The 15,694-nt window shown below is 41.8% G+C and carries 15 protein-coding genes and 1 riboswitch; of the genes, 6 read left to right on the plus strand and 9 right to left on the minus strand.

Translation table 11 applies throughout. The annotated features are described in order from the left end of the window. Positions 1-106 precede the first annotated feature (106 nt). The 4 genes from ACIPUA_RS21555 to nudF form a co-directional block, all read right to left on the minus strand. On the minus strand, positions 107-253 hold the full coding sequence (locus tag ACIPUA_RS21555) for a hypothetical protein (protein WP_449060127.1): 147 nt from the start codon (positions 251-253) through the stop codon (positions 107-109). 34 nt (positions 254-287) lie between these two features. Next, positions 288-434 (minus strand): hypothetical protein, encoded by a 147-nt coding sequence (locus ACIPUA_RS21560; protein WP_449060127.1) that lies wholly within the window; start codon positions 432-434, stop codon positions 288-290. Positions 435-468: 34 nt separating this feature from the next. After that, on the minus strand, positions 469-615 hold the full coding sequence (locus tag ACIPUA_RS21565) for a hypothetical protein (RefSeq protein WP_449060127.1): 147 nt from the start codon (positions 613-615) through the stop codon (positions 469-471). A gap of 204 nt (positions 616-819) precedes the next feature. Continuing rightward, the gene (nudF, locus tag ACIPUA_RS21570) at positions 820-1,458 is read right to left on the minus strand and encodes an ADP-ribose diphosphatase (RefSeq protein ID WP_042846028.1); all 639 of its coding nucleotides are present in this window, start codon (positions 1,456-1,458) and stop codon (positions 820-822) included. A gap of 305 nt (positions 1,459-1,763) precedes the next feature. On the opposite strand from nudF, the gene tolC reads away from it, so the two are divergent. The 3 genes from tolC (at position 1,764) to ACIPUA_RS21585 (ending at position 5,447) form a co-directional block, all read left to right on the plus strand. After that, positions 1,764-3,158: an outer membrane channel protein TolC gene (gene tolC / locus ACIPUA_RS21575; RefSeq protein ID WP_042846029.1), complete on the plus strand. Its 1,395-nt coding sequence runs from the start codon at positions 1,764-1,766 to the stop codon at positions 3,156-3,158. A 414-nt stretch (positions 3,159-3,572) separates the two neighbouring features. After that, positions 3,573-4,277, plus strand: a complete 705-nt coding sequence (locus ACIPUA_RS21580; RefSeq protein WP_042846030.1) for a DUF1190 family protein — start codon at positions 3,573-3,575, stop codon at positions 4,275-4,277. A gap of 6 nt (positions 4,278-4,283) precedes the next feature. Next, the gene (locus ACIPUA_RS21585) at positions 4,284-5,447 is read left to right on the plus strand and encodes a glutathionylspermidine synthase family protein (protein ID WP_042846031.1); all 1,164 of its coding nucleotides are present in this window, start codon (positions 4,284-4,286) and stop codon (positions 5,445-5,447) included. Between the two features lie 84 nt (positions 5,448-5,531). Here ACIPUA_RS21585 and ygiD read toward each other — a convergent pair whose 3' ends face one another. Beyond that, entirely contained in the window at positions 5,532-6,335 is an 804-nt protein-coding gene (gene ygiD, locus ACIPUA_RS21590; protein WP_048606279.1) for a 4,5-DOPA-extradiol-dioxygenase, read from the minus strand. Positions 6,336-6,571: 236 nt separating this feature from the next. Continuing rightward, positions 6,572-7,231 carry a 3,4-dihydroxy-2-butanone-4-phosphate synthase gene (ribB, locus tag ACIPUA_RS21595; protein WP_042846043.1) on the minus strand — a complete coding sequence of 220 codons (660 nt, stop codon included), beginning with the start codon at positions 7,229-7,231 and terminating at the stop codon, positions 6,572-6,574. Between the two features lie 157 nt (positions 7,232-7,388). Continuing rightward, positions 7,389-7,539: riboswitch (FMN riboswitch) on the minus strand. A 320-nt stretch (positions 7,540-7,859) separates the two neighbouring features. On the opposite strand from ribB, the gene ubiK reads away from it, so the two are divergent. Next, on the plus strand, positions 7,860-8,120 hold the full coding sequence (ubiK, locus tag ACIPUA_RS21600) for a ubiquinone biosynthesis accessory factor UbiK (RefSeq protein ID WP_042846045.1): 261 nt from the start codon (positions 7,860-7,862) through the stop codon (positions 8,118-8,120). A gap of 71 nt (positions 8,121-8,191) precedes the next feature. Here the strand turns inward: ubiK and hldE are convergent, their stop codons facing one another. The 3 genes from hldE to ACIPUA_RS21615 form a co-directional block, all read right to left on the minus strand. Continuing rightward, positions 8,192-9,619, minus strand: a complete 1,428-nt coding sequence (hldE, locus tag ACIPUA_RS21605) for a bifunctional D-glycero-beta-D-manno-heptose-7-phosphate kinase/D-glycero-beta-D-manno-heptose 1-phosphate adenylyltransferase HldE (RefSeq protein WP_449060128.1) — start codon at positions 9,617-9,619, stop codon at positions 8,192-8,194. A 99-nt stretch (positions 9,620-9,718) separates the two neighbouring features. Further along, entirely contained in the window at positions 9,719-12,565 is a 2,847-nt protein-coding gene (gene glnE / locus ACIPUA_RS21610; protein ID WP_042846048.1) for a bifunctional [glutamate--ammonia ligase]-adenylyl-L-tyrosine phosphorylase/[glutamate--ammonia-ligase] adenylyltransferase, read from the minus strand. Positions 12,566-12,577: 12 nt separating this feature from the next. Next, the gene (locus tag ACIPUA_RS21615) at positions 12,578-13,540 is read right to left on the minus strand and encodes a CYTH domain-containing protein (RefSeq protein WP_042846049.1); all 963 of its coding nucleotides are present in this window, start codon (positions 13,538-13,540) and stop codon (positions 12,578-12,580) included. Positions 13,541-13,819: 279 nt separating this feature from the next. On the opposite strand from ACIPUA_RS21615, the gene ACIPUA_RS21620 reads away from it, so the two are divergent. Then, positions 13,820-14,434: a TIGR04211 family SH3 domain-containing protein gene (locus ACIPUA_RS21620; RefSeq protein WP_042846399.1), complete on the plus strand. Its 615-nt coding sequence runs from the start codon at positions 13,820-13,822 to the stop codon at positions 14,432-14,434. 14 nt (positions 14,435-14,448) lie between these two features. Next, on the plus strand, positions 14,449-15,690 hold the full coding sequence (locus ACIPUA_RS21625; RefSeq protein WP_449060129.1) for a multifunctional CCA addition/repair protein: 1,242 nt from the start codon (positions 14,449-14,451) through the stop codon (positions 15,688-15,690). Positions 15,691-15,694: the final 4 nt, after the last annotated feature.

Raw genomic sequence — 15,694 nt, forward strand, 5'->3', positions numbered from 1 at the left:
GCGAAGCGCGGCCAACACACTTGCAGCTTGTTGTACTCCTTGCTTTAGTGCGCCTTGCCTCGCTGCAATCACCTTAAAGCATAATTTTTAACTTACTCGAATTACTCTAAATAATTCGAGTTGCAAGAAGGCGGCAAGCTAAGCTATCCCAAGGAGCATACACCAGTATATGACTTGGGTGGCGAAGCGCGGCCAACACACTTGCAGCTTGTTGTACTCCTTGCTTTAGTGCGCCTTGCCTCGCTGCAATCACCTTAAAGCATAATTTTTAACTTACTCGAATTACTCTAAATAATTCGAGTTGCAAGAAGGCGGCAAGCTAAGCTATCCCAAGGAGCATACACCAGTATATGACTTGGGTGGCGAAGCGCGGCCAACACACTTGCAGCTTGTTGTACTCCTTGCTTTAGTGCGCCTTGCCTCGCTGCAATCACCTTAAAGCATAATTTTTAACTTACTCGAATTACTCTAAATAATTCGAGTTGCAAGAAGGCGGCAAGCTAAGCTATCCCAAGGAGCATACACCAGTATATGACTTGGGTGGCGAAGCGCGGCCAACACACTTGCAGCTTGTTGTACTCCTTGCTTTAGTGCGCCTTGCCTCGCTGCAATCACCTTAAAGCATAATTTTTAACTTACTCGAATTACTCTAAATAATTCGAGTTGCAAGAAGGCGGCAAGCTGAGCTATCCCAAGGAGCATACACCAGTATGTGACTTGGGTAGCGAAGCGCGGCCAACACACTTGCAGCTTGAAGTATGACGAGTAATTAGTTAAATATCTGCTAATTAGCACACACTTCACTAGATTAATTGTTATTTAAAACTGTTTCATCCATTTTCCACGAAGCTTGTGATAATTAAGCTGCAACCATTGAATGGCGATTACTGTCGCCGCATTATCAATAACCCCGTCTTCCACCCACTGATAAGCTTGTTCTCGGCTTACTACATGCACTTGAATATCTTCATTTTCTGATGCTAGCCCATGGACACCTTTTGCTTGGCGGCTATCTACTTCGCCAATAAATACATGCATACGCTCAGTTGTACCGCCTGGGCTAGAAAGGTAGCTTAGCGCTTTTTCGGCGCGGCCAATCACTAACCCTGCCTCTTCCATGGCTTCTCGACGAATAACATCTTCGGGTGATTCGTTTTCCTCAATCATCCCTGCGACAGCCTCAAGTAACCAAGGTGTTGCGCTGGTTTCTATGGCAGGGAAACGAATTTGTTCAATTAAAACGATATTATCCGTTTGTGGATCATAAGGTAAAACAACCCCTGCATGGCCACGCTCAAATACTTCGCGACGGATTTCATTGCTCCACGTGCCTGCAAAAAGACGATGACGAAATCGGTACTCAATCATTTGAAAAAAACCATTAAATAATTTACGCTTGGATATAATTTCGACATCATTTTTGCCATATTTAATTGGCTGTTTTATTTTATTTGTCATTGCATTTCCCAAAACTATTAATTTCCATATTAAGGAAATAATTGTGGATTAAAACTGTTTTTAAGGCTTTTTAACCTCAGATGAGGTAATGTTTAATGAAATTAAGACAAAATGGCACAAAAGGCTACCGTTAACACAAGTGATACTCTGTTACAATGTGCGCCATTATTCAAATCGAAGAGCAACAATAGGGTCTGTTTTATTGGCTCTCTAAAACGCATAATTTGATACCTACGACTCATTTAGGCATGGTACGTTTTAGACCGCAGACTCAACTTAATTTGCTGTTTAATCAAGGAATCAAAATGAAGAAACTGCTTCCCCTTTTTATTGCGATGAGTTTTGTGGGTCTCAGTACCAATAGCTACGCAGAAGATTTACTGCAGGTTTACAAAAAATCTAAAGAAAGTAACCCCGAATTAAGAAAATCATTAGCTGAACGTAACCAAGCTTTTGAAAAAATTAATGAATCTCGTAGCCCATTACTACCACAATTAGGGTTAGATGCTGGTGCTAGCTACGGAAGCGGTTACCGCGATGCGCGAAATACTGAAAGTACGGGCTTAAATGCGACGTTAAAATTAACGCAAGTCGTCTTTGATATGTCGATATGGCGTCAATTGTCGATTCAAGAAAAAACAGCGGGTATTTCCGATGTGACGTATCAAACCAGCCAGCAACAACTGATCTTAGATACCGCAACCGCCTATTTTAATGTGTTAAAAGCGATTGACGCATTATCATACATCGAAGCAAATAAAGAAGCTGTTTACCGTCAATTAGATCAAGTAACACAACGTTTTAATGTTGGGTTAGTGGCGATTACGGATGTACAAAACGCTCGTGCAAACTACGACAGCGTGATTGCACAAGAAGTTGCAGGCCGTAACGACTTAGAAAATGCGATTGAAAAACTGCGTCAAGTCAGCGGCGTATATTATAGCCAACTTGCTTCTTTGAATATTGATCGCTTTAAAACCACTGAATTAGGCGATATCAACGCGATTTTAAAAGAAGCAGAAGAACGTAACCTTAATCTGCTAAGTGCACGTTTAGCACAAGATGTTTCGCGTGAAAATATTCGCTTAGCAGAAACTGGTCATATGCCTACAGTTGGTCTGAGCGCATCAACCAGTGTGACGAATAACTACCAACATGGTAGTGGCTATAGCGACCCATACACAGGTCTTTCTGGTGCACGTAATAGTTATAACGGGCAAAACAGCGTTGGTTTAACCTTGAGTATCCCACTGTATAAAGGTGGTGCGACTAGTTCACAAGTTGAACAAGCGCAATATGGTTTCCAAGGTGCGAGTGAACAACTCGAAACAGTATACCGTAACGTCGTTCAATTAGTTCGCTCATCATTTAACAACGTATCTTCATCAATCAGTAGCATCAATGCATATAAACAAGTCGTTGTTTCTGCACAAAGCTCATTAGATGCGATGGAAGCTGGGTATCAGGTTGGTACGCGTACTATCGTTGATGTATTAACAGCCACCACGGCCCTATACCAAGCAAAACAGAATCTATCTAATGCACGCTATGATTATATGATTAACCAACTCAACATTGAATTTGCTCGTGGTACTTTAAATGAAGATGATATTGCGCGTCTAAATGCAAATTTAGGCAAAGAAATATCAACTGCGCCAAGTAGTATCATCCGTAATACCAATGCGCCAGCTATTAACTAAATTTTTGGTTGGTGCTTAAGTGGTACAATGACCCGCTATTTTAGCGGGTTATTTTTTATCTGCAAAAGGCCATATATTTCCGGTACTAATCTGTTAAATTGCCCGTTTTAGCCAGCTTAGGTGATTTATAACTACTTTTAAATTACCTTAATTAGAAATTTCAGCCTATTCTCACTAGGGTTATTGCACAATAGCACAAAAAACAAACAGTAATTAATGTACTGATATTTAATGAAATTAGCTAATTATTACTGTAACTGTGTATATTCAATCCTCAAAAAATAGAGGGGAAGCGACAAAAATGATAAAATCAGCTTATTTCCCCTGTATTTCTGCTTTAATTTTCAGCGGTTATCCCCTATCCTAGAGGTAACCTAAATAACATCTTACTTAATTATATTCAGGGTAATTACCATGACCATGAAGCGTACCAAAAATATTAATCAAAGCGCATTCCGTAAGTCTTGGCGCTCATATCGTATGGCACCAGTTGCCGTTGCCGTCAGTGCGGTATTTATGCTTTCAGCTTGTGAAGAAAGTGATGAAACCGTATCACTGTATACCAATGCACAGGATTGCAGCCAAGCTAATCCATCACAAGCAGAACAATGTACTCTTGCTTACAACAATGCCCTACAAGAAGCAGCCAAAACAGCGCCAAAATATGAAACCCAAGCTGACTGTATTGCTGAGTTTGGTGAGTCAATGTGTACCCAAGCTCCTGCTCAAGCAGGTATAGCAGGGACGGGTTCTACTAATGGTGAACAAACCGCACAAGCACAAAGCAGCGGTGGCAGCATGTGGATGCCATTAATGATGGGTTACATGATGGGCCGTATGATGGGTGGTAGCGCGGCTTCCCAACCATTGTTTAGTTCAAAAAACCCAGCTAGCCCAGCTAACGGTAAGTTTGTTGATGCCACGGGTAAAAGTTACGGCCCAGCCGTTGCTGGTGGTCGTTCAATGAGCGTACCTAAAACGGCCATGGCACCTAAGCCACCAACAACATCAACCGTCACACGCGGTGGTTTTGGTGATACAGTGAATAAACAAGCAATGGCACAACGTTCATCTTCTTCTGCGAAATCAACTTCATCTTCCCGTTCAATGGGTGGTTGATAAGTAATGAAACGAGTTCCTATTGTCGAACGCCCGAATTGGCGTGAAAAAGCCTCTGAGTTTGGTTTCGAATTCCATACTATGTATGGTGAACCTTACTGGTCAGAAGATGCCTACTATCAATTCACAATGGCACAAATTGAAGAAATCGAAGATGCAACGGCAGAGTTGCATCAAATGTGCTTAAAAGTTGTCGAACGCGTAGTAGAAAGTGATGAATTAATGGCTCGCTTTCAAATTCCCAAACATTGTTGGGAGTTTGTTCGTAGCTCTTGGAAAAGTGAACAACCGTCCTTGTACTCAAGGTTAGACCTTGCTTACGATGGGGTTAACCCACCAAAGCTACTTGAAAATAACGCAGATACGCCAACTTCATTATATGAATCTGCATTTTTCCAATGGATTTGGCTTGAAGATCAAATCGAAGCTGGCAAGTTACCAGAAAATGCAGATCAATTTAATAGTATTCAAGAACAGTTGATCGAGCGTTTTACTCAACTTAAAGATCAATACGGTTTCCGTCTACTGCATATGTCTTGCTGTCGTGATACCGAAGAAGACAGAGGTACTGTTCAGTATCTTCAAGACTGTGCTAACGAAGCTGGCGTAGCCACTGAATTCTTATATATTGATGAAATTGGCCTAGGTGAAAAAGGTGAGTTTTCGGATACTCAAGATCAGGTTATTAGTAATCTGTTCAAATTATATCCGTGGGAATTTATGCTAAGAGAAATTTTCTCAACCAAACTACAGGATGCGGGTGTTCGTTGGTTAGAGCCTGCATGGAAAAGCATTATTTCCAACAAAGCCTTACTCCCAATGTTATGGGAAATGTTCCCTGATCACCCTAATTTACTACCGGCTTATTTTGCCGATGGTAAAACACAACCTGAACTCGATAAATACGTTATTAAACCGCTTTTTTCTCGTGAAGGAGCCAATATTCGTATCATCGAAAATGGCAAAGAAATTGCTGCTGCTGATGGCCCATATGGTGAAGAAGGTATGATTATTCAGCAGTTCCACCCTCTTCCACAATTTGAAGGTAGCTATACCTTAGTGGGCAGTTGGCTAGTGAATGACCAACCTGCGGGGATCTGCATCCGTGAAGATAAAGAACTGATCACTCAAGATCTATCGCGTTTTTACCCACATACGATCATCGATTAGTTATCATCAATCACTAAAACGCAAAAAGCTCAAACTTTCTAATATAGTTTGAGCTTTTTTATTATGCGAAGATATAACTACAAGTTAACCAATTTGAATTGACATCATACTCAATGATCCAGAAACAATCCCTTCTATAGGTATACTAATTTTTTCTTTTCCATCCCATGTTCCCAGTATTGGCAAAATAGGTAAATAATGTTCTGGCGAGGGATTAGATAACTTACCGTCCTCCCGCTCTAAACCATTTGTTAATGGATGTGGCAGCTCACGGCTTTGTAGGTTGTCATAGACAAACTGCTCAAAAGAAATAGCCCATGGATACGGCTCTGCTTGTGCATTCTGCCAATTCATTGCTCGTAAGTTATGGACAATATTACCGCTTCCCATAATTAGCACCCCATGCTCCCTTAAAACAGACAGTTTTCTGCCTAATTCATGGTGCCAAGCCATAGGTTTAGTTGCATCGATACTCAGTTGAACCACAGGAATATCTGCTTTTGGATACATACGCACTAAGATTTCCCATGTCCCGTGATCCAGTCCCCACTCTTGGGTATCAAGGTAAACAGGTTCAGGGGATAATAAGTCAGCAACCTGCTGCGCCAATTCAGGTGAACCCGGAGCAGGATATTCAACCTGATAGAGCTCTTCAGGAAAACCGCCAAAATCATGAATCGTTTTAGGTTTTAACATCGAAGTAATTGCTGTCCCTCGTGTATACCAATGCGCTGAAATCACCAATATCGCAGTGGGCCGCGGTAAAGTTTTACCAAGATGTTCCCATTTTTGAGTATAAGGGTTGTCTTCAATCGCATTCATTGGACTGCCATGACCAATAAAAATAGCAGGGAGCTTAGTTTGTACGACAGACGTATTTACCGACATGATGATTTGACTCCACCTCAATTAGTTTCTTATTACAGCATACGCCGTTTAGTAAAAAACACAGTGGGCTAATTATGAGGATGATCATCAAAAAATTTGAAAAGGCCATCAAGGTGTGCAACTCAATGGCCTCAATATGATTCTATATGCTTAACAGACTACTTATTACCTAAATAACCAATATCGCTATTTAGGTGATATTCGAAATTTACCTACTCCTCGAAATATGATGAGGATTAGCTAGCTTTCTTTTTTTGCTCTTGCTGCAAACGGTACTGAACTAAATCTTCAATCGTCACAACGGTTAAACCATGCTGCCTACCAAAGACGACAACATCTGGTGTACGTGCCATAGAACCATCGTCATTAGTTAACTCACACAGAACACCCGCGGGTTTGAAACCAGCCATAGTGGCTAAGTCAATAGATGCTTCTGTATGACCACGGCGAGTTAATACGCCGCCTTCTCGACCGCGTAATGGGAATACATGGCCTGGATGATTTAAGTCTGAAGGTACTGCTTTATCTGCAATTGCTGCGCGGATAGTTGTGATACGGTCTGCGGCAGAAACCCCAGTGGTAACCCCTTTGGCAGCTTCAATTGTTACAGTAAAACCGGTTTGATTTTGACTTGTGTTATTTTCCACCATCATTGGCAGCTCAAGCTGCTTGCGACGTTCTTCAGTGATACAAAGGCAAACAATCCCACTGCTATAGCGAATGGTAAATGCCATTTGTTCTGTTGTCATAGTTTCTGCGGCAAACACTAAGTCCCCTTCATTCTCACGATCTTCATCGTCAAGAACAAGGACACCTTTACCTTGGCGCAGAGCCTCGATAGCGTTTTCAACACGTTCGATAGGATTACCGAATTCGGAAAGTAGCGTATGATCCATGGTAAAAAACCTCTTAAATAGTTATTAACTAGTTACCAGAATCAAGGCAGTCTTAGGAGTACGAGAAATGATGAATAAACAAATAGCCAAGATGGCTATCAACTCATTCAGGTATGCAGAACAATATTGTGCAACACCGCACAAACATGCAGATACAGTTAATTCTCTCCCATCCGGACTATAACCGTCGGCTCCAGATTCACACTGGATCTGCTGACCTTTACCACAAAATGATAAAGCGCTCGCGGGCTTCATGCGCGTTGCATGTTACCGCCGGTGGGGACTTACACCCCGCCCTGAGATAAACGCAATTAATATAACGCCAATAATTCAAGTGCGCAACGATGAAGATCAAAATTGGCGAACAACTCACACTTTTAGTCAAAAAACATGAATAAAAACTTAGCGTTATAAAGGTTAATTTCACTGCTCTATTTATTTTTTCATTCTCTGTGACTAAAAGGGAAAAGGGCATTATCACTTGGGGGTAGAGATTGTTTGTGTTTAGGGGCTCAGAAAGTGACCAACACAGTGATAGCTCGCAGTATGGCGTGGAAAAAGGTTTATTACCGCGACAAGAGGCATTACACTACTAATAATTATTTTTTGATTAATTAAGGACCCGCGAATGCTCGATCCGAAAAAACTGGAACAGGTGGCACGCCAAATCCAAGGTGCATTACCACAAGGCGTACGTGATCTAGGCGAAGACTTTGATAAAAAGCTGCGTTCTCTTTTACAGTCACAGCTCGGTAAACTGGATTTAGTCAGCCGAGAAGAATTTGATATTCAAACTCAAGTTTTATTACGCACCCGTGAAAAATTAGCCAAAATGGAACAGCGCGTCAGCGCATTAGAAGCCCATTTTAGCGAAGACAAAAACGAATAATCATTAAAAAACAAAAAAACCTCACTGGGTTTCAAACACCCAAGTGAGGTTTATCACTCGTAAATAATCAATTAGCTGGTTTTCATAATATTTTTAATGATATTGGTTGTTGAGATACCATCTTCAAAATTAAGCACTTTAACTTCACCTCCCGCAGCCCACACCTCAGCACTGCCCGCAATATCTTCTGGTTGATAATCACCACCCTTGACTAAGATATCCGGCAATACCTCTGCAATTAAGCGTTGTGGTGTATCTTCTTCGAAGGGAACCACCCAATCAACGGCGCCTAATGCTCCAAGTACTGCCATGCGTTGCTCTAATGGGTTTACAGGCCGAGTCTCTCCTTTTAAACGACGAGTAGATGCATCGCTATTTACTGCAACAATCAATCTATCACCTAATTTACGTGCATTTGCTAAATAAGATACATGCCCCGCATGTAAAATATCAAAGCAGCCATTGGTCATAACAACCCGTTCACCACGCTGCCTTGCGTTAGCAACTGCTTGTTTTAATTCGCTTTCGGTCATTACGCCAAAACCAGTATCCGCACGACCACGGATAGCATTTTCCAATTCAATTGGTGAAACGGTTGAAGTCCCTAATTTCCCGACTACAACACCTGCCGCAGCATTAGCGAGTGCGCACGCTTTATGTAACGGACGACCAGAAGCAATTGAAGCAGCTAATACCCCAATCACTGTGTCACCCGCCCCCGTGACATCAAACACTTCTTGCGCTTGGGTTGGTAAATGCAATGGGGCTTCATCACGACGAATTAAGCTCATCCCTTGCTCTGAACGAGTGATTAATAAAGCCGTTAGATCCAGAGATTGAAGCAACTTCATACCTTTTTCTTCAACATCTTGATTGTTCTTACAAGGCCCTACGATGGCCTCAAATTCTGACATATTTGGTGTCAGTAACGTGGCACCTCGATAACGCTCAAAGTTATTTCCTTTTGGGTCAATCAAGACAGGCACGCCTGCTTTATTTGCTAAAGCAATCATCTTTTCGACATGGGTTAAAGCCCCTTTTGCGTAGTCTGATAACACAAGCGCCCCAATATGCGGTAGCGCCTGTTCAATACGCTCTAACATCGGCTGAGCATCAACATTGTCAAAACCTTCTTCGAAATCAAGGCGGATCAATTGCTGATTACGCGATAATACACGCAATTTGGTGATCGTCGGATGCGTTGGGATCGCAACAAAATCACAACGTACTTGCACTGCATTTAAATTTTCAGTGAGTGCTTTCGCAGCATCATCAATACCCGTCAAACCAACAAGACGGGAATTTGCGCCTAATGACGCAATATTCATAGCAACGTTAGCTGCACCACCAGGGCGCTCTTCTACCATGGTCACTTTAACTACAGGAACAGGGGCTTCAGGTGAAATTCGGTTTGCAGGACCATGCCAATAACGGTCTAACATCACATCACCCACTACTAGCACACCGGCTTGTTTATAATCCGGAAGAGTTACTTTCATCCTGCACTCCAGTTTTCAAAAAGTCTGATAATAATTTGCAACAATACTAGCATATTGCGCTGTTTAGCTAAATAAAATGCCGTAAACTGCTGTCAGTGTTTACTCACCTAACCATTTTTGCCAACTGACTAAAACTTGCTGGCGTTCTTCAGCAAACTGGCTGATGTTGACTCGGCTTGGCAATGACTGCAAGGCTAAATGGTGTAATTCATTACGCATTGTGACATAGGCATAAGTTAACGCCGCCGCTTCATCTTCTGACATAATGTTATATTGGGTCATTAGTTCGAAAATACGGACGTTATCCGACCAACGCGTCAATGCTGCATTTTGCGAAGCAAACCGTAAGACTAAATACTGAGCAATAAACTCAATATCGGTGATCCCTCCAGGGTCCGCTTTTAAATCAAATTCATCGTCTTGGTGGCTACCTAAGTGTTGGTGCATTTTCAATCGCATATCACGTACTTGCTGTTGCAAGACTTGTGGTTCCCTAGGCATACAAAGAGTTTCATGGCGAGTTAACGCGAATTGTTGCTGTAAATTAGCATCACCAAATACCATTCTAGCGCGTATTAATGCTTGATGTTCCCACGTCCAAGCATCATTTTTTTGGTAATCATCAAAAGATTGGATTGTGCTTACCAACATCCCTGACTCACCAGACGGCCTTAAGCGCGCATCAACTTCATATAAAACACCTGAAGCGGTTCTAGTACTAAATAGGTGAATAATGCATTGGGCAACACGTAAATAAAACTGCCGTGCATCAATGGAACGATCACCATTTGTGACCACATTTAATGGGCAGTCAAATAAGAAAACCAAGTCTAAGTCAGAGCTATAGCCTAATTCCCATCCCCCTAACTTCCCATAACCTAACACAGCAAAACCATATTGTTTTTTATCTTGCTGCGCTAAATGCGCAGGTTCGCCATAGCGCCTTACCATCTTTTGCCAAGCTTGATGAACAACCGCATCAATAATCGCTTCAGCTAAGTAAGTTAAGTGATCACTCACTTTCATGACTGGCAATACACCTGAAATATCTTCGGCTGCGATACGTAATAACTGTGCTTGCTTAAATTGGCGTAGCGCTTCGAGTTGCTGTTCCTCATCTTCTTCAGGAATTCGCATTAAATATTGGCGCAATTCATCACGATAAGCGGTTAATGGTAGGGGTTGATATAAAGATTGTGGGTCAAGTAGTTCATCCAGTAATAATGGGTGACGAGCAAGTTGTTCTGCTATCATCGGCGATGCTGCGCATAAGCGAATGACATGCGTCAAAACTTCATCAAATTCAAGCATTAGTTCAAGGTAAGTAGTACGGCTGACAATACTTAATAGTAATGGTGTCATCCGTTCGATCACCTGACCTGCATCGTCACGCTCACCAACTTTAGCTAATAATTTAGGCATTAAATCATCAAGCACATCACGCCCTCGAGGGCCAATGGTGCGCTTGTTAAGATCATGACGAAACATTAAAATGCCATGGATTATTTTTTGCGCGACATCTTCATTTTTAGATGGCAAATATGTCGCTAACTCTTCTTTCGATAACTCGCTTTGCCAAAGTGTAATATAAATCTCATTGAAGGTATCTGAACCTTCATCTTCATCGTCCTGACCGATTTGCTCGGCAAATATGAGATGGACGGCGGCCATTTTTTGGCTCAACACATGATAAAATGTTTGCCAATCGCTGTAACCCATTCCCCATGATAAACGCGCTTGGTTTAAATCATCATCAGGAAGTGTTTGAGTTTGTTGGTCATCAATACTTTGCAGTAAATTTTCGACTCTACGCAAAAAAAGGTAGCTATCTTGCAGAGTATCGACTTGATCGTCGGTTAATAGTGCTAATTCGCGTATACCTTGCAAAGTCGTAAATAAGGATTGCGACTGCAAAACAGGCTCTCGCCCTCCGCGAATAAGCTGAAAAACTTGTGAGATAAATTCAACTTCACGTATCCCCCCTGCACCTAATTTGATGTTATTCACCAACCCGCGACGCCGAACTTCCCGTTCAATCATATTTTTCATATTACGCAGCGATTGGATCACACTAAAATCAATATAGCGGCGATAGACAAAAGGACGCAAAAGCTTACGTAAACTTTGAGCATAATGAAGGCTGTCAGCCCCCATAATCCGTGCTTTGACCATCGCATAGCGTTCCCAATCTCGCCCTTGTTCTTGATAATAATCTTCAAGGGCTGAGAAACTGAAAACTAACGGGCCACTCTCACCAAATGGCCGCAAACGCATATCAACCCGATACACAAAACCCTGTGCGGTGACTTGGTCAAGTACCCGAATTAATTTTTGCCCTAAACGCGTAAAAAACTGTGCATTGTCTAGCTCTTTTCGGCCACCTTGGGTTACACCGTTTTCAGGATACGCAAAAATCAGGTCAATATCAGATGAAAAATTAAGTTCCCCGCCACCTAATTTACCCATGCCTAGCACTAATAATGGCTGCGGCTTTCCTTCAAGGTTACAAGGCGTTCCCCAAGATTGGCTATATTCCCGATACAGCCAATCCCTAGCAGCAACAACCAGTGTTTCTGCTAATACACTTAATTGATAAATTGTCTCTTTTTGGGTGCTTATCTCTAATATTTGCATCCATGCGCAACGCACTAACATATGATGACGAAATGTGCGTAACACCTGCATCAAATGCTCTTCCTCCGTGACGGGCAACATTTCTTGCGCTAACCATGTTGCGTAACTTTTCCATTCATCGGCTTTCGGAGGTTGAGAACGAATTTCAAGTAAAAAGCGCGAATGCGCTAAAACCTGCTGAAATACAAAATCACTGAACGTAAGCACTTGGGTTTCTTGCTCATTTAAGGGCAGTAACTCATGAGCTTGTTCGGCTATTTGACTTAAAACACGTTCACTTTGGGCTCGCAGCAAATTAGGAAAAGAGAGCATTTTATCAATACCTTATTGAGCTTCTTGATAAGTTAAAGCACTTAGCCATTGAATAAAGGCTAATTTGCACTTTAACCATTGGCTACTATAGCAAAAATCCTCAGCACTGATGGCTTCATTCGCAATATCTAAACGCAACTGTTCTAACGGCGTATCGTGCACAAAGTGAGGCGCAGAATTTTGATAATGAACTAAAAAGGCTTGCACAAAACGCAAAAACTCAGAAAAACCCTGCCGAGCATCACTTTCACCAGCTAACCAATATGCTTCGTGTTGCTGGCAAAGTAACTGCATATGAGTCAATGATTTTTCAATAGGTTGTTCTTCGTAATCAAATATGGCATCCGGCCGTGTTAATGGTGTAGTAGTCGGGTTAATCAATGAGTAACCTCGGGCTGCTTTGCTGACAGATGAGAGGTGAAGGCCATCAATATCGGCAATTTTTTTGGCTAGATTGAGTACGTCTGCGATAAAGCCTTTTTTAAGTTCCAATTCAAACTCTTGAATGGGTAGATCTTTTGCCCCAGCAGAAATCTCACCTTGGTCTAAAACAACCTCAATTTCACTATCTTCAAACGTGACAAGCCACTTTTCACGGGTAAAATTAGTACTAAAAAGTATACTAAGTTCAGATTGTAGCTGAGCGACATCCGTCCCTTCCGGCCAAATTTCCGTTGGAAATGCCGCTAAGTTAAGCTCTGGCGAATCAATATCAACATTAAATTCAGGTCGTTGATGTAGCCCACCAATTGCCTGCCCCGCTGTTTTAATCGTCATTTCGTAGCGACCATCACAACCGCGGATGCGTAACCCCATATCCCATTGACGCAATTGTCTTTTTTCTGTATCAAAATAGATATTAGTTAACTTAGTTGGCTCACTGTATTGGTGGGAAAGTGTAGAAATACACTGACGAACAGCCTCGATTGCACACCCTTTTGCGGCTAATTTGAGTTCAACCTCTACGTGGCTCATACATATCCTTAATTGATTATTTCACTGCCATCATATTACCCCAATCAAGCCAAGCAGAGAAAAGAAACTATCTATAAATCAAAAATTCTACCTATTACATTTCTTTCAGAGAGTTATATTGTAAATGAGATAAAAAGAAGTGTAATTTAGACAGTTAGGATAGTTCTCATTATCCTTTAGAGCATGAATACATCGATGTTTAGAGTTTGCACCTACACACTTTACTTATTAGTATTCAATGAATATAAAATTCACTCACCACAAAAGACTGTAAATACCATGCGAAAAATTCCATTATTATTAATTTCACTCATGGGGCTAGGCCTTTCCTTAAATGCACACGCAGCAGAAAAACGTTATGTATCAGATGACCTATCAACTTACGTTCATAGTGGCCCTGGTACAAATTACCGCATTGTTGGCACACTTAATGCGGGAGAAACGGTTGAGCTGATCTCCACAGATAATAAATTTGCGCAAATCAAAGATCAAAAAGGCAGAACTGTTTGGCTACCTGTAGACCAATTAAGTAATACCCCAAGCATGAAAACGCGTATTCCTGAATTAGAGGCTGAAAATCAAAAACTACGTCAACAATTAGATAGCATTGACAATACATGGAATACCCGTACCGCAGAAATGCAACAAAAAGTGGCGGATAACGACAATATTGTTAACCAGCTAAAAGCTGAAAATGAAAAACTAAAAAATGAATTAATTAAATCAGGTAAAAAACTGGAAATAGCAGAGGTCAACTTGGATGATCGCCGCCGTGAGTTGATTTTACAATGGTTTATGTATGGTGGAGGCGTTGCTGGAGCGGGGTTAGTTTTTGGTTTAATTTTACCTCACATCATCCCTCGTCGTAAAAAACGTAATAATGGTTGGATGTAACAAAGGTCATTAATATGCAAGTTTATCTCGTTGGTGGCGCCGTGCGGGACCAACTCCTTGGTCTTCCTATTTCTGATAGGGATTTTGTGGTAGTTGGTACAACCCCAGAAGCTATGCTTGAGCAAGGTTTTCAACAAGTAGGGAAAGATTTCCCCGTTTTTTTGCATCCGAAAACTCATGAGGAATATGCGCTAGCCAGAACTGAGCGTAAAACCGGCGCTGGCTATACTGGCTTTAGTTGTTATAGCGCCCCGGATGTCACCATTGAAGATGACTTATTACGACGAGACCTAACCATTAATGCAATGGCACAAAGTGATTCTGGCGAAATTATTGACCCGTTTAACGGCATCAAAGACTTAGAAAACCGGTTATTACGTCATGTATCTAGTGCATTTTCAGAAGACCCGTTACGGGTATTGCGTGTAGCCCGTTTTGCTGCACGCTATTTCGAATATGGTTTCTCTATCGCACCTGAAACTTTAGCACTAATGCAATCTATGGCGACAACGGGGGAATTAAGCCACCTAACCGCTGAACGTGTTTGGGCAGAAACAGAAAAAGCACTGAAATCAAACTCACCCCAAGTTTATTTCGACGTATTGCGTCAATGCGGTGCACTTCGCGTCCTTTTTCCGGAAATTGATGGCTTATTTGGTGTTCCCGCCCCCGAAAAATGGCATCCAGAAATTGATACAGGGGTTCATACCTTGATGGTCATGAAGGTTATCGCAACCTTATCTGATGATATCGATATTCGCTTTGCTGCGCTCTGCCATGATGTAGGTAAAGCATTAACGCCCCCTTCCGTTTGGCCCAGTCATCCTAATCATGGGGAAAATGGAGTCGTACTCATTGAAAAACTTTGTGATAGATTGAGGGTGCCTAGTAGCGCCCGTGATCTGGCTCGCCTTGCAGCTCGCTACCATGATAAAATTCATATTATCAATAAGCTACCTGAAAATGATTTAATTGCGGTTATGGACGGATTAGATAGTTGGCGCAAACCTGAACGAATTACGCAATTAAGTTTAATCAGTGAAGCCGATGCAAGAGGCAGATTAGGCCTTGAGCAACAAGCCTATCCACAAGGGGAATTTCTCAGACAAGCATTTGCAATTGCGCGTGCTGTTGAGGTCAAACCGATTATTGAACAAGGGTTTACAGGGCCGGAAATTCGCCAAGAACTAACACGGCAGCGTATTCAAGCTGTGCAAGATTGGCAGAAACAACAGCAAATAATGGTAATAGCTTAGTAAG

This window comes from Providencia sp. AGC89 (genome assembly GCF_053543535.1).

Bases quoted from the DNA above. Each gene is read 5' to 3' on its own strand.
- ACIPUA_RS21580 (WP_042846030.1), top strand. From the start codon at position 3,573: ATGACCATGAAGCGTACCAAAAATATTAATCAAAGCGCATTCCGTAAG.
- ribB (WP_042846043.1), bottom strand. From the start codon at position 7,231: ATGGATCATACGCTACTTTCCGAATTCGGTAATCCTATCGAACGTGTT.
- nudF (WP_042846028.1), bottom strand. From the start codon at position 1,458: ATGACAAATAAAATAAAACAGCCAATTAAATATGGCAAAAATGATGTC.
- glnE (WP_042846048.1), bottom strand. From the start codon at position 12,565: ATGCTCTCTTTTCCTAATTTGCTGCGAGCCCAAAGTGAACGTGTTTTA.
- ygiD (WP_048606279.1), bottom strand. From the start codon at position 6,335: ATGTCGGTAAATACGTCTGTCGTACAAACTAAGCTCCCTGCTATTTTT.
- ACIPUA_RS21625 (WP_449060129.1), top strand. From the start codon at position 14,449: ATGCAAGTTTATCTCGTTGGTGGCGCCGTGCGGGACCAACTCCTTGGT.
- ACIPUA_RS21620 (WP_042846399.1), top strand. From the start codon at position 13,820: ATGCGAAAAATTCCATTATTATTAATTTCACTCATGGGGCTAGGCCTT.
- hldE (WP_449060128.1), bottom strand. From the start codon at position 9,619: ATGAAAGTAACTCTTCCGGATTATAAACAAGCCGGTGTGCTAGTAGTG.
- ACIPUA_RS21615 (WP_042846049.1), bottom strand. From the start codon at position 13,540: ATGAGCCACGTAGAGGTTGAACTCAAATTAGCCGCAAAAGGGTGTGCA.
- ubiK (WP_042846045.1), top strand. From the start codon at position 7,860: ATGCTCGATCCGAAAAAACTGGAACAGGTGGCACGCCAAATCCAAGGT.
- tolC (WP_042846029.1), top strand. From the start codon at position 1,764: ATGAAGAAACTGCTTCCCCTTTTTATTGCGATGAGTTTTGTGGGTCTC.
- ACIPUA_RS21585 (WP_042846031.1), top strand. From the start codon at position 4,284: ATGAAACGAGTTCCTATTGTCGAACGCCCGAATTGGCGTGAAAAAGCC.